The organism is Myxosarcina sp. GI1, from assembly GCF_000756305.1.
Classification (GTDB): Bacteria; Cyanobacteriota; Cyanobacteriia; order Cyanobacteriales; family Xenococcaceae; genus Myxosarcina.
The window spans coordinates 188,045-210,999 of sequence record NZ_JRFE01000006.1 but is presented as its reverse complement, the minus strand read 5'-3'; the positions used below and the strand labels follow the sequence as shown (position 1 = coordinate 210,999).

General features: G+C 42.6%; 13 protein-coding genes and 1 pseudogene. 8 read left to right on the top strand and 6 right to left on the bottom strand.

Going from position 1 to position 22,955, the window contains the following annotated elements; translation table 11 throughout:
* Positions 1 to 249: 249 nt before the first annotated feature.
* Positions 250 to 1,599, top strand: a complete 1,350-nt coding sequence (locus KV40_RS02810) for an MFS transporter (RefSeq protein ID WP_371260764.1) — start codon at positions 250 to 252, stop codon at positions 1,597 to 1,599.
* Positions 1,600 to 1,800: 201 nt separating this feature from the next.
* Entirely contained in the window at positions 1,801 to 5,142 is a 3,342-nt protein-coding gene (locus KV40_RS36525; RefSeq protein ID WP_253274142.1) for a cyclic nucleotide-binding domain-containing protein, read from the top strand.
* A 24-nt stretch (positions 5,143 to 5,166) separates the two neighbouring features.
* Here KV40_RS36525 and KV40_RS02800 read toward each other — a convergent pair whose 3' ends face one another.
* Both KV40_RS02800 and KV40_RS02795 read right to left on the bottom strand, forming a co-directional pair.
* A complete protein-coding gene (locus tag KV40_RS02800) occupies positions 5,167 to 6,804 on the bottom strand; it encodes a DUF2079 domain-containing protein (RefSeq protein ID WP_036477786.1) in 1,638 nt (545 codons plus the stop codon).
* 6 nt (positions 6,805 to 6,810) lie between these two features.
* On the bottom strand, positions 6,811 to 7,128 hold the full coding sequence (locus KV40_RS02795) for an MgPME-cyclase complex family protein (protein WP_036477784.1): 318 nt from the start codon (positions 7,126 to 7,128) through the stop codon (positions 6,811 to 6,813).
* Between the two features lie 704 nt (positions 7,129 to 7,832).
* Here KV40_RS02795 and KV40_RS02790 point away from each other — a divergent pair.
* Positions 7,833 to 9,743, top strand: coding sequence for a tetratricopeptide repeat protein (locus tag KV40_RS02790; RefSeq protein ID WP_156113920.1), 1,911 nt, complete (start codon positions 7,833 to 7,835; stop codon positions 9,741 to 9,743).
* Between the two features lie 6 nt (positions 9,744 to 9,749).
* Here KV40_RS02790 and KV40_RS02785 read toward each other — a convergent pair whose 3' ends face one another.
* Entirely contained in the window at positions 9,750 to 10,289 is a 540-nt protein-coding gene (locus KV40_RS02785) for a COP23 domain-containing protein (protein WP_036477781.1), read from the bottom strand.
* Positions 10,290 to 10,401: 112 nt separating this feature from the next.
* Here KV40_RS02785 and KV40_RS02780 point away from each other — a divergent pair, with 112 nt between their 5' ends.
* From KV40_RS02780 to KV40_RS02770, 3 genes are all read left to right on the top strand, one after another.
* Positions 10,402 to 13,290, top strand: coding sequence for a filamentous hemagglutinin N-terminal domain-containing protein (locus KV40_RS02780; RefSeq protein WP_036477778.1), 2,889 nt, complete (start codon positions 10,402 to 10,404; stop codon positions 13,288 to 13,290).
* A gap of 94 nt (positions 13,291 to 13,384) precedes the next feature.
* Entirely contained in the window at positions 13,385 to 15,025 is a 1,641-nt protein-coding gene (locus KV40_RS02775; protein WP_052055318.1) for a ShlB/FhaC/HecB family hemolysin secretion/activation protein, read from the top strand.
* Positions 15,026 to 15,040: 15 nt separating this feature from the next.
* Positions 15,041 to 17,680 (top strand): CHAT domain-containing protein, encoded by a 2,640-nt coding sequence (locus KV40_RS02770; RefSeq protein ID WP_036477775.1) that lies wholly within the window; start codon positions 15,041 to 15,043, stop codon positions 17,678 to 17,680.
* 21 nt (positions 17,681 to 17,701) lie between these two features.
* Here the strand turns inward: KV40_RS02770 and KV40_RS02765 are convergent, their stop codons facing one another.
* Positions 17,702 to 19,741 (bottom strand): diguanylate cyclase, encoded by a 2,040-nt coding sequence (locus KV40_RS02765; RefSeq protein WP_036477772.1) that lies wholly within the window; start codon positions 19,739 to 19,741, stop codon positions 17,702 to 17,704.
* Between the two features lie 246 nt (positions 19,742 to 19,987).
* Between KV40_RS02765 and KV40_RS02760 the strand changes: the two genes are divergently transcribed.
* Entirely contained in the window at positions 19,988 to 20,944 is a 957-nt protein-coding gene (locus tag KV40_RS02760; protein ID WP_036477770.1) for a class I SAM-dependent methyltransferase, read from the top strand.
* Here the strand turns inward: KV40_RS02760 and KV40_RS35985 are convergent.
* Together KV40_RS35985 and KV40_RS35980 are read right to left on the bottom strand one after the other, a co-directional pair.
* A pseudogene (locus tag KV40_RS35985) lies at positions 20,941 to 21,060 on the bottom strand (DUF924 family protein); the annotation flags it as partial. The gene KV40_RS02760 and the pseudogene KV40_RS35985 overlap by 4 nt on opposite strands.
* A 17-nt stretch (positions 21,061 to 21,077) precedes the next feature.
* Positions 21,078 to 21,263, bottom strand: coding sequence for a DUF924 family protein (locus KV40_RS35980; protein WP_036477766.1), 186 nt, complete (start codon positions 21,261 to 21,263; stop codon positions 21,078 to 21,080).
* 311 nt (positions 21,264 to 21,574) lie between these two features.
* On the opposite strand from KV40_RS35980, the gene KV40_RS02750 reads away from it, so the two are divergent.
* Positions 21,575 to 22,945: an NAD(P)/FAD-dependent oxidoreductase gene (locus KV40_RS02750; RefSeq protein WP_052055293.1), complete on the top strand. Its 1,371-nt coding sequence runs from the start codon at positions 21,575 to 21,577 to the stop codon at positions 22,943 to 22,945.
* Positions 22,946 to 22,955 lie beyond the last annotated feature (10 nt).

Genomic DNA, 22,955 nt, shown 5'->3' with positions numbered 1-22,955 from the left:
CTACATATTAAGTACCTGGCAAGGTTGAGTCTGGTTATCGCTCTAGTCAGAAGAAGCCGCGTACTTTCAGCGCGGTGCCTGCAATGACCTTATCGTCGTGTAACCTCGACTAAGATAGTCATGTAGGCTTTGCGAGCCAAAAAAATCAACTATTATCTTATGTCTATTCTAGAAAATCAAAGTAAATTATTAGAAAATACCAACGACCAACATTCGACAGAAGAATGGACTTTTGGACGACTTTGGAATATGAACCTCGGATTTTTGGGAATCCAATTTGCCTGGGGACTGCAAATGGCAAATATGAGTGCCATTTTCGAGCATTTAGGAGCAGATGCCCATCAAATTCCTATTCTTTGGCTTGCCGCTCCTCTAACTGGTCTAATTATTCAGCCCATTATTGGCAATCTCAGCGACTATACCTGGACTCCCTTGGGTAGAAGAAGACCTTACTTCTTAATGGGAGCAATTCTAGGTTTTATCGGTCTGATTTTTATGCCCCATAGCTCTTCGCTCTGGATAGCAGCAGGATTGCTGTGGATTTTGGATACTAGTGCTAATGTCAGCATGGTTCCCTTTCGCGCCTTTGTTGGTGACTTATTGCCAGAAGAATATCGGACGAGAGGATTTGCCATGCAGAGCATTATGGTTGGCATTGGGGCTGTTTCAGCTTCGGTTTTACCTTGGTCGCTCAATCACTTTTTTGGAGTGGCTAACGCCAGTAGTCCGACTAAGCAAATTCCTCTGACTATTGAAATTTCTTTCTATGCTGGAGGCATTTTATTTTTAGGAACGGTACTCTGGACGATTGTTACCACACCAGAAAAACCGCCCCAGAACTTACAAAAATTTGAAAAACTACAGGAAAAACGCGGTGGTATTGCCAGCAGCATTAGAGAAACATGGCATACCCTACAAAATCTACCAGCTACGATGCAGCAGCTGGCGAGAGTTCAGTTTTTTACCTGGTTGGGAATTTTCTGTTTTTTTCTATATTTCCCCCCGGCAGTAGCTCGCAACATTTTTGGGGCTGTAGACCAAAGTTCAGTTCTGTATAGCGATGGTATTGAATGGGCTGGCTTGTGCTTTGCTATTTATAACGCCATCTGTGTGATTTTTTCTTTTGTTTTGCCCTACCTCGGCGAGCGTATCGGTCGTCAGCGAACTCACGCTTTGTGTTTGCTCTGCGGTGGTCTGAGTGCCGTTGCACTTTTGCAGATTAACAATCGCTATCTATTATTTGTCGCTATGATTGGTTTGGGGATTGCTTGGTCTAGTGCCATGACTATGCCCTATGCCATGTTGACTAATTCAATTCCTCCCCAACGTCGAGGAATTTATCAAGGTATCTTTAATTTCTTTGTGGTTTTACCCGAAATTGCTGTAGCCTTGGGATTTGGCTGGGTAATGACTAACTTACTTCACGAAGATCGTCTCTTGGCAGTAGTAGTAGGTGGCGTATGTATGATTATTGCCGCAGGCTTGACTTTGTTTGTCAAAACTAATACTGACGATATGGCAGCCGACATTGAGGGAGAAAATCAAGAGCAAAAAACCGAACAATCTTTAGAGACAGACTCAAAAACACAAACGACCTAATGGTCTTCAATAAATATCTAATTGATGGGTTTTTATAGGCAGGGAGCAGAGAGCAGGTCTTTTTTAAGAAAAGGAGCAGGGGGCAGGGGGATTTCTGTCCGACTAATTTACCCCTTCTCCCTAGCGAAGCGATGCTCCCTACTTAGTTATCTCTCATTAATTAATAGACAAAGCACTAAAAGCGATCGCAGAAAAAGATTTATGTTAAGTCGAGTTTATCAAATAGTGGGTCGTCCTAAAGCCCAAACCAGCCAAATGTTTGGACGTTTCACCCTGCCTGCTTTAATCGGTCAAAATCTCATAGCGCAATTGCTGCTGTTGGCAGCTACAGTCTTAAGCTATAGCGTTGTGGCAATGGCAATTGCTAATTCTCTATTTATCAGCAGAGTAGGAGCGGGGAATCTGCCTCTAGCTTTTATCTCAATTGGCTTGTTTTCCATACCTGCTTATGGATTGTTTTCGCTGGCGATCGATCGCTATAGTCGTCCTAAGCTGTTTCGCTTTGCTTTAATCGTTTTTGCTGCTATTGCTCTGGGTTTGTGGTTTTTGTTGTCTTTAAGTGCTACCTGGATCTATTACATCCTGCTAATCGTTATCTTTTTTCAATGGGATTTTCACAACAATATTCTTTATCCCAGTCTGCTAACGGATTATCTGACTACTTTGGAGTACAAGCGATATGCCCCGTTTATTGGTATCGCTCAGGCGGCAGGAACTCTGCTTGGTGGTGGTTTGACTATGTTGCTGTCGCGTTATCTAGCGACGCGAGACTTACTGCTGGCTTTGCTGGTAATTCTAGCAATCGCCTTCGCACAGTTACTCTATTTAGAAAACTCTCAACGTCAAATAGATGTAGTCAAAGAGCAAAAAAAAGCAGGAATTTTAGAGTCTTTAAAAACTTTTCCCGATTTGGTCAAAGGCTATCCACTAGTGTTTTTACTAGCCAGCAGTAGCTTTTTACTGGTAATTATTTATGTAAGCTCGGAATTTCTTTGGCTCAATATCTACGGTCAAAACTTTGACGAACGCAATCTGACAGGATTTTTAGGTTTGATGCGAATTGTCATCAGCCTGATTCAGGTGGCATTTTTGTATGGCGTTACTCGTCCCCTGCTGCAATGGTTGGGAGTGGCGCGGTTGAACGCGGTTTATCCTTTAACTACCCTATTTAGCTTTGGCGGATTGTTATTAAATCTTAAATTACCCGCAGGTATTGGTCTTCACATTAACGGTGATGCTCTTTACAAAGCGATCAATCTACCCGTACACCAACTTAATTACAATGCTATTCCCCAAGAATTTATCGGTAGAGTTCGAGCCGTAAGCGACGGCATTGTTTATTCTATAGGACTGACTCTAGCAGGAACCTTATTGTGGTTTGCTCATCTCTACCTCAGTTTGGTGCAGATTACCTGGTTGGCAGCTAGCTTAACTGTCCTTCTGTTATTGGTGCGATTGCCAATGGGCAGATTTTATACCCAAAGTTTGGAAAAAATTATTCGCTCTGACAGCATTAATTTAGATGATTTTGGCAAAGAAGGAATTCAGTTATTACCTCAGTCTGCCAGCACTATTCGCGAATTTATATCCAGCAGCGATCGCTACTTACAAATTAAAGGCTTAGAGCTAGCTGCCAGTTTGGGGCAACCCAGCCAGTTTTTTAGCGAGATTCTAACACTACTACCTTATGCCGATCCCCAAATACGTCATACGGTATTAAAGTTATACGACAACAGCGATGTTGCCACTTTAAAGCAGTGGGAAGAACTGTTGGGCGACGAGCGAACCCAGATTAGAGCTACAGCTTTAGGAATTTTAACCGCCAATCGCTATACTTTCTCCGAGGAGCAACTATTAGAGTTACTTGTTGACGAGGATGCAGAAATTAAAATCTTAGCGGCAATAGCGGCAACATCCGAATCTAAGAAAAATTCCCAAATTGTTAGTGCGTTAGAATCAATTTGGCAGTCAGAATTAGACAAAACTGCCGTCCAGGCTGTAATTAGAGTTATTGTCCAGCGAGGAGAGCGCGATTTAATTCCTTTAATACGGCAACTACTCGAACGAGAAGATAGCCAAACCAAACAATTAGCTCTAGAAGCGATCGCCAAACTTGCGTTACCAGAAGAAATAGAAGCAGCCAAACTAGCTACAGCCGAGCTTCAAAATCCCGAACCTTTGGTGCGAGCAGCATCATATCAGCTACTTCAGGCTACGCGCTGTGAATCAATGCTGTCTTATTTAAAGCCAGGTTTGGCAGATTCCGAACCGAGAGTCAGGCAGCAGGCAGCAATGGCTCTGGCTGCTTACGGGCAATCGGGACTGGCATTGGCAAGAGAAAGTCTGAGCGCGAGCGATCCTGCTGAAGTCAACGCGGCGATCGCTGCCATCGGACGCATTCGCACTAAATATGCCAGCGATATTTTGTTTAAACATCTGGCTCCCGAATTCGAGCAGTTGGCTCTTACACGTCAATGGCAGCAGCGTCTTCCCCAACAGGATCTTAACTGGCGGCTGCTGTCAGTGGCGATCGCCGATTATCACCAGCGTCTAATTCAAAAAGTCCTGTATATTTTGTCTTGCCTGGGATATTCGCGCACTGTAAATGTCGTCACGCGCATTCTAGCGACTACTGATGCTAAAAAAGTAGCCAACGCAATCGAAGTTTTAGCTTCTATTAACGAACGTCGTTTTATTGCCCCTTTAATTCCCATCCTCGAACGCAAGGAGCGATCGCCAAACTCAATTACTCCAACTCCTCAGTGGTTGAGAACCAAAGGCTATAAAATTTTATTAGAAGCTCTCGAATCAAAAGATCGATGGATTAAAACTGGTGCCTTGATTCCCCTGGCGACAATTCCTTCTGCCTTAATAGGCGATCGCGATCCCGTAGTACGTTTGGTTGCCAGAGAAATTTTCGCTCCCGATCGACACCAGTTGTCCTCTTCTCAAGTGGCGATCGCGCCAGGGGACGGCGAACTTCACTTAGTCGCTCACGCTCACGCACAACTTACTCATGCTGGAGAAACTCCGTTGTTTTACGGTGGAGAATTCTCCGATCTTGCCGCTCTACTGCCCTCTAGCAACACTTCTATGAACCGCTTACTATTGCTCAAAAACATCGCTTTATTTAAAAATCTCACTTTAGACGAACTATTTTCGATCGACAAAGCCTTAGAAACCGAACGAGTTTTAGCTAACCAAACTATTTACACCGAAGCTAGCTGGGGTTCTCATCTATATATTATTGCCGATGGCAGAGTCAAACTAGTTAAAAACCTTGATGGCAAGCAACAAGAAATTAAACAGCTTGCTGCCGAAGAATACTTTGGAGAAATCGCTTTGTTTGACGATGCTCCTCGTTGGGATGGCGCGATCGCCATTACTAACTGTACCCTACTAAAACTAGAGAAAAAGCAATTTATTAGCTTAATTTCTCAACGCCCACACATTATTCTGGAAATTTGTCGCTTCTTGAGTAAGAGAGTGCGAGAAACAGATAAATATCTTTCTCCGCCTCAGAATAGTACTTCGCAGTTATAGCAGCAGTAACAAATAATATACTTGTTACCCATTACCCAAAAAAGCTTCCCAGGCTTTAGTCGCTTCGGGTAACGAAGCAGTATCTTTTTGCAATAAAATTACACCATTGTTAAAACCGATAATGCCGTATTCCTGACTATTAGTTACTGCTTTAATCAAATCGACTATCGCCTGTAGCTGCTGGCGATCTTCTTTAAAAGCCTTTTGATAGCGCTGTAGCTGCCAGAGATCGGCAATAATGTAATCTACTCGTTCGATTTGCTGGCGATCGCCTTTTACAGCTAATCCAGTTAGGCGAATAACTTCTCTTCTACTAGATAGATGGGGAATTAAATAGGTAGTAGCCGAAACGCTGGCATCATCGGGTATTTTAGCTAAAAGCGAACGAATTTGCGGCACTCTCGTCCACTGTTCGGGAGCCGAAACGTATACCCAGGGCTGAATCGAATCGGGAACCAAAAAGTAGAGGGTACGGCTAGGATTAGAAGTGATAGTAAAAATCAAAGAAAGACAGATACAAAAAATCCAAAAACGACGAAACCCACTTTTTAGTCGTCGCGGTTGACAATAAGTCAGAGATTTATTGAGGTTGCCAAATCCTTGCCCTGCCCACCAGAGAATCGCACCGTAAAATAATCCTGGTGTAACGCTCATAGCATAGCGTAAAGAAATCGCCAATACCGAATCTCCCTTACCTAAAAGCAGCTTTAACAAAGGGAAACTGGCGATCGCCCAGGAAACGGGAGCTACCGCAGGGATAAAAGCTAACGGTAGCCACTGTCCGAGCAAATATTTCACCGTACCAAAAACTGGAGTAAACAATTCGACCAGCAAAACCCCTGGATTGCGAATCATATTACTAATAATTTCTAGCGTCGAAGCCTCATCGCCTTCGGCATACTGCCCGAATCTTTCTAACATAAATCGTTTGGAAATATCGTCAGAAAATAAGGGCATAACCAGATTAGTTAGAGCGATGATGTAAATCAAGCTCAAGCTACAAACAGCTAAACCCAGTCGCGGATAGCGACGACTGAGAACTAAGTACACTCCAACCCCAAACAAGGTAATACCGCTATCTTCGCGAACCGCCAGAGTACAAACTGTCAAAATACCAAATAACCACCACCAGCGTTTTTCCATCGCCAACAGCAACCCAAACACAAATAGGGGAATTTGCGAAATGTCGTGAAAATTAGCTAAGGTTGGTCCTAAAACAGCATTGGCACAGTAAAAGCTAATTACAATAAAAATCGCAATCCCAGGCTGGAGATAGACTCTTGCCAAAGCGTATAACACCAAACCTGCTGCCGTCACAAAAATTACCTGCAATACGGTTAATGTTGCAGGATAGGGAAACAGATAATAGATTGGCAACCACAACAGTAAAGCAGGTGTAAAATGCTGTCCTAGGCGACGATAATCTACCGCAGGTACTTCGCCATTGTGAACTACATTGGTCGATAATTGGGAAGAAAGACTACTTTGAAACCAGTTGCCATGAGTACCATTCCAAAAAACTTGATTGAAAATTCCCTGATCGTAAGAAGAATAAAATGTAAAGTGGCGATGGAGCGTCAACAATAAAGTACCGACAAAAAAGACACTGGCGGCAACTGCAAGGATAGTAATACCCGATCTGACGCTTAATTTGGGTGGCATTGGAGATTACTTAGAAGCCAGGGGTTCGGTAATTGCAGATGAGGGAGCTTCAAATTCACCCGTCAAGACATACTCTAGTCGCAATTTTAGCCAAGTAATAAACTGCTTGTTGGTAGAAATAATCGCTGCCGCAGGTTGGGGAACTTTGGCTTTAGAATCAGAAAATTCTGCCGTTTCTAAAAAAGCTGGCTGCTTGACTAACCAAAAGTCAATTTCCTTATTTTGTTCTTTGTAGTTACGCCTTCTTTCTTCTAGTACTTCGTTTAAAGGTTCTTCTTCTAAGAGAAACTTCTGACTGGCTAAAACGTAATAATAAGTTTTCATAAATTATTCCGACAACAATTAAAGCTTTACTAAGTAAAAAATTGACACGCGACTAGCGCGATCGCAAATCAAAGATAGCCAGATATTGTTCTGCCATATTTTAGCAAGCTCTATATATGCTAAAATACGATTGTAGTATACAGCTGCTCGGCTACAGCAACTTAAAAACTAAGTCACAGATTACTCCGCCGTGAAACGGAGTAACGACCCCGCGCCCACGATTGCCTTCGGCTCGCAAGCCCTGGAGGGCTTGGCGCAAGAAAATGAGTTGGGATACGGAGCCTTCTTACGAAAGTTGCTCATGGGGGAAAGTCAAGAGGCTGTCACCTGAAATGAATTCAAGTGCTTGAAAGCCGCGACCAAGACCGCACTTTCGCGCTGCTGTAACCGTTGGTAAATATGCTACCATTCTGTGTGTGCGAGAACTGCTTTCAACAGAAATAATTTTTGGCCTGGTTAGAGACGGCTCTGCCAGGATACCCAAACACATTTGACGGTCTTAGTTAAAATTCAATCGGAGAGGCAACCAAACGCAATCGAAACAAGTCAGCGTATCGCTCGTTAAGTATATTTATTTATTGTTTGTAAATCTAAGCCTTTTCTGCTGACGGCATTCGTTACTATAACTATATATATATTCGCTAAGTTTATTTATTTACGTAGTTTTATCGATCGTGAAAATATTAGGCAACAATCAGCATAAAATGCTATCCGATTGCGCCGAAACCACTCCAGAGGCTCAAAAAGCTCGACCTTTGGGTAGGGTTTTACAGCAAGCAGGATTAGTATCGCGCCAACAGATAAAAACTGCTTTAGAAAAGCAGGAAAAAGAAGAGCGACGGCAACGTTTGGGAGAAATTTTGGCATTGCAAGGATTGCTCACTCCCAAAACTGCTGATTTTTTTGCCGAACGCTGGTTGACAATTGCCAGACAAAAATCTCAACAGCCTATAGGACAATATTTTAAGGAAGCAGGATTGTTAGATGAATCCCAAATAGGTTTAATTCTTTACGAACAAGGACAAACCAATCTAAAGTTTGGCGAGTTAGCCATTAGAAAAGGCTGGATTAAACCAGCTACTCGCGATTTTTTTGTCGAGCATTTTACTTCACAACCTCAAATGCCATCAGTAGACTACGAACACAAACGAAAAATTCATCAAGACTTCTCGAAAATTAGATTGAGATTGTTTGGTCTTAATGAAAATAGCTTGCCCCTTGATATCTTAGATGAAATAATGCTGTGGACAGAAGGGCAGGTTTTTTTAACTCAGAAACTCTGTCGCCTGGCTGTCGAAACTAATATTTCCGTTGGTGAAGAAAAGCAAATCGAGCAGTTGGTGAGAACTCGCTTAATAGAAAATTGGCAACAGGGAATCGCTGCCGAACATCTATCTGAAATGCGCGATCGCCTACTACACAATCGGCAATGCCAAGCTTTGGAGCTTTTACGCGAATACAAATTTATCTATAGGCAACAGATTGAGTTTGATGAAAGTGAAGAGCAAACAGAATTGATCGATCTGGGATTGGTTAAAGAAGAAGAAGGTAGGCTTAGAGTTTCTAATCGTATCTATAGAGAAGTTTTTAGTCTAAGCTGGATCGAGAGTAATCTAAATAATTTATCTCAGCAGTCAGAACAACGCGATCGCAGTATTCTAGATGACAGTAAAACTGCTCCTAAAATTACCAGAACCAATCTCGCTCCAGATGCCAAAACTAACCGCTCTAATCGCTGGTCTGGTTGGTTGAGTCTACTGATTTTTACCGTTTTTTTAGGAGTTAGTATTCCTTACATTCTCCAACGCTGGCAGGTAAGAACCTTATTTCTAACTAGTACCGAACTACTAACAACAGGAAAGTATCAGCAGGCGATCGCAGGTTACAATAAACTGCTAAATATAGACAGCAATTACTATCAGGCTTGGACTAATCGCGGCTATGCTTTGTCTGGGATGAAAAAGTACGAACAAATGCTGGCATCTTGTTCTTCGGCAACTTTAATCGAGCCTGAAGCAGTCTATGCCTGGAATTGTCGGGGTGAAGCGTTACATAATTTACAGAGAAATGCCGAGGCACTAGAGGCATTCGAGCGAGCAATTGAAATCGCTCCTGCTGATTCAATATTTTTTGTTAATAAAAGCGAAACTTTACTCTCTCTCAAACAATATGATGAAGCAGTTGTTGCCAGCCAACGAGCGATCGAAATTTTAGAGGCGAGAGAACGCACCGCAGGTAAAGCTAGAGTAGCAGGTGAATTAGCCACTGCTTGGAATTACCAGGCTAAAGCTCTATTGGAGCAACAACAAGATCGGGCGGCTCTGGCTGCTTACAATCTATCTTTAGAGTATAATGCCGAATATTTTCCCGCTCAAATTGGTAAAGGTATTACTCTTAGTAACTTACAACAATATCCTCAAGCCAGTGCTGTATTTGAGAATATTTTGAGAAAAGACGGACTGACCAAAATTCAAAAAGCCGAAGCTTGGTTTTACCTGGGTAAAACTCTCTGTAACTCATCCCAGGTTTTTTCTGGTATTGCTGCTTTCGACCGATCGATAGAGCTAAAACCAAACTACGAAGCAGCAAAGCTCGCTAAAGCTCGCTGCCAATAAACTAGCTTAAAACGGCAACCAGTCAAAAAGAGTAAGATCGGTGTAAATGCGGCTAACGGTTCTAGAATCTGGTAATTCCGAACGCTTGAGGTCTTCGCCGAGCATATTATATAAAGCTACAGCTGGGTTGACCTGGCGATCGAGAGCGAATAAAACTTTAGCACTGTAACTATCGCAGCCAACTCCTCTTCTCTGTACCGCGCAAACCACTGGTAGCTCGCCGTCAATAGTATCGCTTGCCAGATAATTCATTTCATTGGCAGCATAAAGCGTTTGTAAGGTATTAGCCGCAGCCTGGCATTTTTGCTTTGCCTCTCGGTCGGGGAAGTAATCTGTCAAGAAAGTTAACATTTTAGTCTGTTGCTTGCCTTCAGAACCTTCGACACTAGCTACGACTGTAGGAGTTTCGCTTGTAGTATCACAGGTGATATTGGGGACGGCAGCCGTACTAACTTTAACCTGACTTAGCTGAGAAATCAACGCCATAGCGGGTACTGCTACAGAAGCAGTCAATAATCTCACGGTTGATAAATATTTATCATTCATCGGGGAAACTTTTTGTTTTTGTCACGATTAATATATGATAATACGAGTCGTACGATTGATTTATTCTCAACCAAAAAAGATCTAGTGGGTCAATCATTAGAGAGATAGAGTAATGACTTATTTTCCGTGCAGCTTCATAAAATCACAGCAGCTAAAAATAGCAACAGTTTTAAGTTCCTGTGCGATCGCCACTCCTGCCATAGCTCAAATTACTCCTGATGGTACTATTCCCACAGAAGTCGATCGAACGAATGATGTCTGGGAAATTACGGGAGGCGAAAGAGTAGGAGATAACCTGTTTCACAGCTTTCAAGAATTTTCTCTCCCCACTGACAATACCGCATTTTTTAACAACGCCACAGATGTAGTAAACGCTATTAGCAGAGTGACTGGCGGCTCAATTTCTGAAATTGACGGTTTGATTCGAGCTAACGGTAACGCCAATCTAATTTTGATCAATCCTGCGGGCATTAATTTTGGTGCCAATGCGCGATTGGATATTGGTGGCTCGTTTTTAGGCAGCACCGCCGAGAGCTTGATATTTGAAGACGGAACGGTATTTAGCGCGACAGATACTCAAAATACGCTCTTGACGGTAAGTGTGCCTTTAGGATTGCAAATGGGGCAAAGCTCTGGAGCGATTGGAGTTGAAGGAATTGGCAACCAGATAACAGAAACTGATTTAGCTTCACCTTTAGACATATTGGAAAATCCTGGGTTGCAGGTGCAGTCGGAGCGAACTCTGGCTTTAGTAGGCAAGGGATTGATCTTTGACGGTGGCACCGTTACCGCCAGGGGAGGAGACATCGAACTAGGCAGTGTGGCTCAAGGAACCGTAAACCTCGATCCTGGAGCAATGGGCTGGAACTTGAGTTATGAAAATGTTGCTGCCTTTGCCGATTTACAACTGCGATCGCAAGCTCTGGCAGATGCCAGCAGTACGGGATCGAATTCGGGCGGTTCAATTCAAGTACGAGGTAGTCAGGTATCTCTAACGGATGGTTCGTCATTATTGATTCAAAATACGGCAGAGACAGCAGCAGGTGCCATCGATGTCGGTGCCTCAGAATCGCTAATGCTCCAGGGTTTCAATAGTAGCCAAAACGGCAGCAATATTGTCAACGAATCCTTGGCAGGGGGCAATGGGGGAAATATTAATATCGCTACTTCTAATTTAAGTATTAGCGATCGCGCCTTTATTTCTACTACCGCCTATGGTGCGGGTGCGGGAGGAGATCTCAATATTGCTAGCGATGCAGTTACCATAAATGGTACTGGAATAGGAGATCTAATCCAAAATTTTCAGGTAGCAGTGCTGGAAAAAACCTTTCAGCCAAGCGATCGCGGTACTGGTTTATTTATTGGTTCGGTAGAGACTGGTACTTCGGGTAATGTCAACATCAATACTGGTTCTCTGCGTCTGGATAATGGCTCGATAATTCACAGTCCTACCTTTACTACAGGCAAAGGAGGAGATATTAATATCAGTGCCAATAATATCGAACTAGTTAGCTCTGCACTGCAAGCTGGAGCCGTACAGGACAGCGTAGCAGGAAACACCGCAGGCGATATCGATATCGATACGGCAAGTTTAGATATAAGAGATGGAGCGGTTTTGCTCGATATTACTCTGGGAGCTGCTGCGGCTGGAGATATAAAGATCGACGCTTCCCAAACAGTTACTTTGCAGAATAGCCCAGAAGGTGCTGCATTACTAACTGGTATTTATGCTAATTCTAGCGTCGGGTCGGGAGCGGCAGGGAATATTGAGATCGTTACCGACCGCTTAAATATTAATGACGCATTTGTTACCAACAATAGTGGACTGGTACTGTTAGATGAGTCAGTTATCAATACTGGAGGCACTGGGGGAAACATAAATATTGAGGCAAATGAGATTGATATAAGCGGCATTCCCTATAACACTAAATTTTCTAGCGGTATTGGTTCTTCTACCTTCAGCGACTCCGATGCAGGTAATATAAATATTACGACCGAGCGGCTAACCGTTAGAGACGGCGGTGATATTACCACTGCTACTTTAGGCAGTGGAAATGGCGGAGATTTAACCATTAACGCTAGTGAATTTATCGATGTAGGTGGAACTCTTAACATCGGCACTACAAGAAGGGGAGGACTATTTGCGGCATCGGGTAGAGCTATTTTCCCCGATTTAGATGCTACTGGAGCGGCTGGGGCGATAAACATTACTACACCCGATTTAACCATTCGCGATGGCGCGAGTATTGACGTTCAAAGCATAGGTGAAGGAGGTACTGGTGAATTGAGCATTGTTGCCAATGAAATTGTTATCGATAATCAAAGCGAGATTACTGCCGCAACCGAAACTGGAGTAGGAGGCAATATTTTTCTCGAAGCAGACAATGTTTTTTGGCGCAGGCAAAGTACCACTACAGCTTCTGCTGGAGGCTCTGGCAATGGTGGCAACATTACTATTCAGGCAGATAATTTAGTGGCTTTAGAAGGGAGTGAGTTGATTGCTAATGCGACAGAAGGAGGCGATGGAGGAAACATTTTGGTCGATACAGAAAGTCTGTTTATTTGCCCTAGTTGCGTGGTTGATGCTAGTGCCTCACCAGGGGGAGTAGACGGTATTATTACCTTTAGCGTCTTAGAACCAGAACCCAATCTAGAAACTATTAATTTACCCGAGCAGCCAGCCCAAGCAGAAGAAGCGGTAGCATTAGCCTGTTCTTCAGAGCGCGACGCTCGCAGCAGCGAGCTAACTATTACGGGTCGCGGTGGCTTACCACCCAGACCGAGCGAACCTTTGAGCGGCGAATCGGCGATCGCTTTTACTCCCGATGATTCTGAGGCTAGTAATGCAGATGATACCGATGAGAAAACCAATACTTCTCAGTTACCACCTGCGGCTAGAGACTGGTATGTTAACCCCGACGGTGTAGTCGTTCTTGCTGCCCAATCGCCCGATACCGTTAATAGTTCACCTTTAAATTCTCCTGACTGTCATGTTCGTTAATTGGATGTTGAAGGATTTAAAGGTCAGTAGCAAGTATCTGAAGGCGTGTAGCTATTTTTCATTCTTAGCTACTATTTTTATTGTTGTTCCTCAAGTGAGAGCGCAAGCCCCCGAACCTCCCGAACTTCCCCAGCCTACCACTCCGCGACAATCGCCGCCAAAACAATTCGATTTCAATTCTCCCCTCGCTCCTCCTTCCCCCGAATCAGCAGTTGATATTCCAGGCACGATTGTGGTGAGAAAATTTGAGTTCGTCGGTAGCACCGTTTTTAGCGATGCCGAACTAGCAGAGGCGGTTGCCAAATTTCGCGGTAAACCTATTTCCTTTGCCCGCTTACTTCAAGCTGCCGATAAAATTAGCGAACTCTACATCCAGCAAGGATACATTACTTCGGGAGCCTATATTCCGGCACAAAACTTAGAGTCGGATACGGTTCAAATTCAAATCGTAGAGGGGAGCGTGAGTAATGTGGAGATCGACATCGCCGAGGGTAGACTCAATCCCGACTATGTCCGCGCTCGTCTCGAACGAGCTATTGCCGCTCCGCTCAATATTGACAAACTACAGGAAGCTCTTCAGCTACTGCAATTTAATCCCTTAATCGCCAGTTTAGATGCCGAACTTGCCGCAGGTATCAGACCAGGTACCAATTCGCTGACGGTTTCGGTAACTGAAGCCGATACTTTTTTTCTGCAACCAAGCATTAATAATAGCCGCAACCCAGTTATCGGAACTTTTGAACGTCGCATCGAAGTTATTGAAAATAATCTTTTCGGTATTGGCGACGGTATAAACTTTGCCTATAGCAATACCGATGGTAGCGATAGCTTTGAAGGAGGCTATACTTTGCCAGTCAATGCCCAAAATGGAACTGTAAGTTTTGATTTTAGAATTGCCGACAATGAGATTATCGAACCTCCCTTTGAAGATTTAGATATTGAAATCGATTCGCGGGATTTTGCTCTATCCTGGCGACAACCAGTAATTCAAAGAGCTACTCCTCAAGCCAATCAGGAAGTAGCTTTAGAGTTAATTGCTTCTAGACGAGAAAGCGATACTTCAATTGTTGATGTCGATTATCCGCTGTCTCCAGGAGCTAGCGAAGACGGGGAAACTAGAATTTCTGCCCTGCGTTTGGCACAAGAATGGCTGCGTCGCGATCGCGTTTCGGTAATTTCCGCGCGATCGCAGTTGAACCTCGGTATCGACGCTTTTGATGCCACTATTAACGACGTAGAGCCAGATGGTCAGTTTTTTGCCTGGCGAGGACAGTTGCTTTATTTGCGGTTGTTGGGCAGAACTACCTTTGATAATCGAATACCTCCAACCTTATTGTTACGCTCCGATTTACAACTAGCAGCAGATCCATTACTGACAGTCGAGCAGTTTAGTTTGGGAGGGGGAGCTTCCGTAAGGGGTTATCGCCAGGACGACTTATTAACCGACAGTGGCTGGTTTGCTTCGGCAGAAGTACGATTGCCCATTGCCAGTAGCGAACGTTGGGGTACAGTGCAGCTTACTCCTTTTGTTGACTGGGGTACTGGTTGGAATGCTGACGATGAAGCAACTGACTTTAATACTTTAATCGGTACGGGGGTGGGAGTGCTTTGGGAATTGCCAGAGCGATTAGAAGCACGTGTAGATTTTGGCATTCCTCTAATAAATACCGATTCTGACGATCGCACCTGGCAAGAAAATGGAGTTTACTTTCAACTTCGGTACAACATTCAATAGTTATAAATTTATAAAATGAGTCGTCGTATATTAACCTTTATTTGTTTGGTAGGGTTGGGCTTGGTTTTAGCTTTTTTTCCCGCTCGCTTGCAGGCGACCGAGGCGTTAGATCTGGCTCTAGCAGGACAACAGCAATATCAGCGTGGCAACCTAACAGCAGCGGCAGAGTTGTGGCAACAGGCAGCCGATGCCTATCAAGAAGCAGACGATGCCGATAACGTAAGCAGAAGCTTAATCAATCAAGCTCAAGCACTACGAGATTTGGGATTGTACCCCAAAGCCTGTCGAACTCTAATTCTGGCACTAAGCGACGATCGCCGCGACTGCAATAGCGAAGTATTAGAAGATCTAGTAGCCTCTGCCAAACAAGAAAATACGCTGACGCTCGATCGCGCTATTGGCTGGCGCAGTTTGGGCGATATTTCTCGCCGTCAGGGAATGTTAGAACAGGCACGATCGATGCTGAATTTGAGTTTAAAAGCAACTCAAAATACATCCGAAATGGGGACGACTTTACTTAGTTTGGGTAATGTCGAACGAGCTATGGGCGATCGAGTACGCGATCGCTGGGAATATGAAGAAGTAACGGAAATTATCGAACGTCAATCTTTAGAATCTGCTCTCGCACCCAATCGGGCTGCTATTGATACTTATAGAACCGCTGCTAAAAGTTCCGTTCCTTTGACCCAGCTACAGTCACAACTCAATCAACTCAATCTGATTCTAGATACTAGAACCTGGTGGCAACAGCAAGCCCAACGTCGTATGTCTACTCAAGCACGTATGGGTATGACTCAGCAATTAGAAAGAACCAAGAGTTTTATAGCTCGGCTAGAAGAGCTACAGCAACAACAAATAGCCAAGCTACAGACGGAAATCGAATCTAGCTTAAATATTCTCACTCCCAGCCGACAGGCTCTGTTTGCTCGAATTAACTATGCTCAAAATCTTTTGCGGCTTCAACAACTCAACCGAACTGAGTCTCTATTGACAACTACTTTAGAACAGGCTCGCTCTCTTGAGGATCGGCAAAACCAGTCTTATGCTTTAGGATATCTCGGTAAATATTACTCCCTTCAGGGACAACTACCAGCCGCGATTTCGACAACACGACGGGCTTTGGTTTTGGCTCAAGAACGCAATCTCAACGGTGACGCTCCAGAAGCTACTTACCTCTGGCAATCTCAGCTTGGTAGCCTACTCAAACAACAGGGACAAAACCGTGAAGCCCTCGCCGCTTATGCTGCTGCTTTTAATACTCTTCAGTCTCTAAGAACCGATCTCAATGCTAACGATCGCTTAGTACAGTTTGATTTTAGGCAGGAAGTACGCCCCGTTTACTTACAACTAGTCGATTTGCTACTTAGTACCGATTTGACTTCAGAAGAGCTAGAAGCTTTGAGTATTTTTAACTTAGATGCGGTTAGAGAAGAATTCGAGCCAAAACAGCCTCAAAATTTAGAGCTGGCTCGTAGAGTCGTCGAATCGCTTCAGCTAGCAGAACTAGACAACTTTTTCCAAGACCCCTGTTCGGAAGTCGCCAATGTTGCCGTACAAATTGACGACCTCGATCCTCAAGCCGCAGTGATTTATCCCATTGCCTTACCCGACCGTTTGGCAATTATTTTTTCCATACCCAACAAACCCCTACAGCAGGTGGTAATACCAGTTGACGAACCGCAGGTCAATGCAACTCTAGACGAACTGTACGATAATCTTTACAACGAAAGCGTCGATGATTCGGCAATTAATATTGTCAGAACTATTCCCTTAAATTTTTCCGAAATAGAAACAAATAGGCAAAAGCTAATGCCTATTTTCGAGCGCATTCATAGCTGGTTAATCGAACCACTGGCAACAGAGTTAGAGGCAAACCAAATTGAAACTTTGGTATTTGTTCTTAACGGCAAACTACAGCAAGTCCCATTAGCAGCCCTCTATGATGGACAGCAATATCTATTGGAAAAATATAGCATTGCTCTAGTTCCTAGCCTGGAATTACTTGAATCTCAAGACACACCCAGACAACAATTAAAAGTTTTAGCGGCAGGAGTAAGTCAGCAAATAGAAGTACAAGGAGAAGTCTTCCCTCCCCTAATAAATGTTCCTCAAGAATTAAACCAAATTGCCGAGGCTTTTCCTGCTTCTCAACAACTACTCAATGAAGAATTTACCTTAACTACAATTCAAAACCGACTCCAATCCAATTTTCCCGTCATTCACCTGGCAACACACGGTTTGTTTAGCTCCGATCCCAATCGTACTTTTATCGTCACGGGAGACAGTGATATTATAGGAGTCGATCGCCTCAGTTCCCTATTAGATGCTGGCAATCCAGAATTAGTAGTGCTTAGTGCCTGTGAAACTGCTACTGGTGATGAAAGAGCAATTTTAGGACTAGCAGGAGTAACGGTTCGTTCTGGTACTCGTAGTACTATAGCTACCTTGTGGTCTGTAGAAGATTCTTCTACGGCTCAGTTGATGGGACAGTTTTATCAAGAGTTCAAGCAACCTGAAGTAAAAAAAGCCGAAGCTTTAAGGAACGCTCAACTTAGACTATTAAAAACTTTACAATCTAACCCCCTGTTGGAAGGACAGACAGCCGTTCATCCTTACTATTGGGCACCATTTGTCCTGGTTGGCAACTGGCAATAGCTACTGTTGCCAAACAGAATGCTAACAGCGAGCTACCCGATCGCGCCCTTGTTGTTTTGCTTGATACATGGCTTTATCGGCAGCCCTCAAGAGAGCGTGAGACTCAATACCATCATCGGGAAAACAGCTAATACCAATGGAAACAGTCACTTTTTCCAGATGTTTTCCTTCATAAATTAGTTCCAAATTTTTGATTCCTTCTCGTATTCCTTCGGCGCGAACAATGGTATTTTCCAGTGAAGCTTCTGGCATAATTGTCACCAACTCTTCGCCTCCATAGCGACAGGCAAGGTCGTACTGACGGGTTTGTTCGCGAAGATACTGGCTAACCGCACGTAATACCAGATCTCCAGCATCATGTCCGTAAGTATCGTTAAAGCGTTTAAAATAGTCGACATCGAGAATCATAATGCCAATATAATGTTGCTTGCGCTGGGCGCGTTCGATTTCTTTGGTTAGAGATTCTTCTAAATAGCGACGATTGTACAACCCCGTCAGAGGATCGCGAAAGCTTTGATATCTTAGGGTTTCCTGTAATTTTATATTTGCTAGAGACATGGCAATATTTGGTGCGACGGTTTCGCCAAGCTCTTGAATTAAGGAGATACTTTCATCTGGCGGAATTGTTACAGCTACTTTACTATCGCGATCGCTAAATGACCGAGTTTCTCGATCGCCTAAAGACGCTCTGGTAAGATTATCCGAGTTATTCCAATCTAGATAGAGTAATCCTAAAGTTTCTCCCTGTGCCATCATTGGTATACACATCGAGTAACGACAACTACGAGCGTCTATACGAACGTGATTGCAGCAAATACCAGGAAATTGTGTTTCGCATTGATGAGTATCGCTGCGTCGCAGTCCCCAACATTCTTGAGTAGAAAAGTTAAGCTCGCTATCGATCGTACCCCAGGTGGCGATCGCTTCAACTATTGTTTTACTGTTGTTGACTAAATATACTGCACCGTTGATGTTGGGAAACAAAGGTTTTAGTAAATCTGCCAGTGCTTTTTTGACCTCGTTTAACGTGGAACAGGCTAATAAAAATTCGTTAACTTTTGCCAGTTTAATTCGCTCTAGATTACTCGATTTTAAAGCTTGTATTTTTTGTTTTAACTGTATATTTAAAGCTTCTAACTCTAGTTGATTTTTTTTGATTTTAGTAACATCTTGAATTAACCCTAAAATTTGTTTGGGTGTACCGTCGGCTTGACGTTCAAAAATAGTATCTTTACTATGTAGCCAATGCCAAACTCCCTGTTTATCTTTAATACGATATTCAATTTCCAGACAATCATCGTTCTCAAGATTCATGAGCTTTTCATGATGCTGTTCGATTAATTCAGTATCTGAATGATGCAAAACTTTAATTAATAAGCTACGATCCAAATTTTGATTTTTGCTCGAAGCATAGCTAAGAAATTTTTCTATAAAACGATTACTATATATATAGTGGTTGCTTTCTAAATCGAAAATGTAAAGCAAGTTAGGAGTTAAATTGGTAATTTTTTCATTAAATTTCGTACTTTTTTGTAAATCTTCATTAGCTCGATTGAGTATATTTAAAGTTGTCGTTCTTTGTTTAACTCGGCGTTTTAACTCCGAGTTAAGTTGCCGTATTTCTATCTCTGCTGCTTCGCATTCTGTAATTCGCTCTCTTAGCTGTTGATTCAAGTTTTCTAACTGTTCTAAAGAAGGTAAAGTTAAAGCTTTAGGAATGATGGAAAATAAGTAAAATGTAGTGTACAAAGCAATTCCCGACGTAATCGCTTTGGTTACTCCAGCAAACCAATAAAATGGATACCATAAAGTTATAATATCTATTAAATGGCAGACTCCACAAGCTACTATTAAAGCCCCAAGCAAAACAAAGGCATTTTTAAACGGTGTATCTTTCCTTTTGTTTAAAAGATATATGATAAAACTCGCGATCGAAAAATAAGCGATCGCCGTCAAACCATCTGATATGCTATGCAGCAAAACTAATGACTTTTGCCATAAATAACAATGTCCGTGAGGTATATATTGCTCTGTTAATAATAAATAAAAAGATTTTAACATCTATCTATTGACAACCTGTTTGTCAACTATATCTCCATCATTTATAGCTCTATATGAGCGAAAACATATAAGAAAATACTCTAGATTCTTTTATTTAAAAATTAAATGGCTCAGTGTTATTAACTAGAAATTATTTTTTTATTCAATATAAATAACTAAATTAAAAACAACTTTATTTTTTTTAAATAATTTGTACTGAGCTTTAGCCAGATCGATACAATAACTACGTACCAACTATCTATAGCTATGTCTCAAACCCACAAGTTAAAGCCATCTTGGGCAGGCGACGACATTTTATCTCGCTTGGTCAATTTAGCAATCCGAACTAAACCTATATACAGTTTGATGAAACATCAAGCTAGACAGGTAATTATTAAAACTGCTGAGAAAAATGGCATATCCTGGCGCGAAAACTATCGAGAGTTAGAGCAGTCAGAAGCCAAGGCACTGTTAGATTCAGTTACCAACCACAAGCTAGTCTACCCCGACTATTATTTAGTCCCTTTTCACGCTTACGATCGCGGTAATCTTTGCTGGGAGGCAGCCTTTGAAGCGACATCAGCTACCTATTCAATGCCCTTACGAGTTTGGAAAGATGAAAAATTGACCTGGCAAACGGCACATACCAGATTAAGACACAGTTTTTACGATATAGTAGCCAGATACACTGGCGATCGCCTGACGGATATTCTCGATTTGGGTTGTTCGGTAGGTATTTCTACTTTAGCCTTACATCATTACGTTGCAGCCAAACAAAATAGTTCTCCGCGCACTGTCGGTTTGGATTTATCTCCCTATATGTTGGCAGTCGCCAAAATTAACGACAAACAGCAAGAAATTTCTCGCTGGCTACACGGTTTGGCAGAAGATACCAGATTGCCTAGTAATTCCTTCGATCTCGTAACTCTTCAATTTGTACTGCACGAACTACCCCGCCAGGCAACAACCGCCATCTTTAAAGAAGTGCTGCGAATTCTCAAACCAGGAGGAGTCATCGGCATCGTAGATAACGATCCTGCTTCTCCTGTAATTCAAAATCTTCCTCCCGTACTATTTACCCTGATGAAAAGCACCGAACCCTGGAGTGATGATTATTATACTTTCGATCTCGAAGCGGCAATGCAGCAAGTAGGTTTTGACTATAAAACAACAGTAGCTAGCGATCCGCGCCACCGTACTCTAATTGGGATTAAACCCTACTAAAAACTCGAACCAGGCTGAGTTAAAAACAGTTTTTCTGCTGCTGTCGATTCTCTACCCAGAATTTGATTGCAATGGGGAAATCTGCCAAAGCGATCGATAATTTCTTTGTGCTTTATGAGCTAGGTCAACCTAATCAAACTAAAAACTTTTTTGGGTTATTTTGCGACTCGCTTAAATCAACTGCGGCAGCGAGTTTGTAAGTATCGAGAAAAATTTCTTTAATTTGGCGATCGAACAGCAAATCTTTTTTAAACCACACTGTTTCGGTTGCTTCATCAAACCAGAAATCTAGAATGTCGAAGGTAGTTTTTAGCGGCATGGCGATCGCTTGTGGGTTTGCTCCATTACCTAATTATTTATTTTAAACTTTTTCTTTTTTAGAACCCAAAACCTTCTGCCTTCTGTCTTTTGCCTTTTGCCCTCACTTATTGTTCGATTAACTACATCTAAATTATAAATTTCAAGATATTAATATAGTCAATCGCAATATTTTAAATTACTAACGGTAAAATGTAATTTTTCTTCGCTTTAGTTAATTAAAGTTAATATATATTTATTTATAAGCGATTTGAAACCTTAGTTCTGCCAAGTCGCCCCTCGATATATTGTTCTCAAACTATATTAATTCTCATGCAAACTGTCCTGACAAACAATAGACAAAATACACAGCCAGTATCGTCGGTTCCCCACGTAGTAATCATCGGTGGCGGCTTTGGCGGACTATATGCTGCAAAATCTCTAAAGCATGCTCCAGTTAAAGTAACTTTGATCGACAAGCGTAATTTTCATTTGTTTCAGCCATTGCTCTACCAAGTAGCTACTGGAAGTTTGTCACCCGCCGATATTGCTTCTCCTTTGCGAGTAGTTTTGAGTAAACATAAAAACACCCAGGTATTGCTCGATAAAGTAGTAGATATCGATCCCGAAGCCAAAAAAGTTTATCTAGAGAGCGAAAAAGAATTAAACTACGATACGCTGGTGATTGCTACGGGAGTAAGCCATCACTACTTTGGTAACGACCAGTGGCAAACCGAGGCACCAGGACTAAAAACCGTAGAAGATGCTCTAGAAATGCGTCGCCGCATCTTTATGGCATTTGAAGCCGCCGAAAAAGAATCAGATCCCGAAAAAAAACAGGCTTTACTAACATTTGTGGTCGTGGGAGGTGGTCCGACTGGCGTAGAATTAGCTGGTGCGATCGCCGAAATTGCTTACAAATCTCTTTGTGGTGATTTTCGCGATATCGATACTACCCAAGCTAAAGTTGTATTGTTTGAAGGGATGGATCGTATCTTACCTCCCTACCCACCAGAGTCTTCGGCTCAAGCACGACAAGCTTTAGAAAAGTTGGGTGTTGAAATTCAAACTAAAACTTTAGTGACTGACATCACCAATAACACGGTAACATTTCGCCAAGGGGAAAATACTAATAAAATTGAAGCACATACTGTTTTATGGGCGGCAGGGGTCAAAGCTTCTTTTATGGGCAGAATTTTGGCAGAAAAAGCAGAAGCAGAACTAGACAGAGTAGGTAGAGTTATGGTCGAGCCAGATTTGAGTCTCAAGAAATATTCCGACATTTTTGTTATCGGAGATTTGGCTAACTTTTCCCATCAGGGAGATCGCCCTTTGCCTGGAGTTGCACCCGTAGCCATTAAAGAAGGGGAGTATGTTGCCAAACTGATTGGCAAACGCGTTAGAGGTCAAGCCGTAGAAGCCTTTAAGTACTATGACTTTGGTAGTCTGGCAGTAATCGGACAAAATAAAGCTGTCGTCGATTTGGGTTTTGCCCAACTTTCGGGCTTTTTAGCTTGGCTGATTTGGGTATTTGCTCATATCTATTTTTTAATTGAATTTGATAACAAACTCATCGTGATGATTCAGTGGGCGTGGAACTACATTACCCTGGGACGAGGTGCGCGTTTGATTACCGAAACCCCTTTAGTTTCAGAATCGCAGTCAAAAGCCAAAACCTCTCAATATCAGCTAGCAGAAAACTAAAACAAGCTTT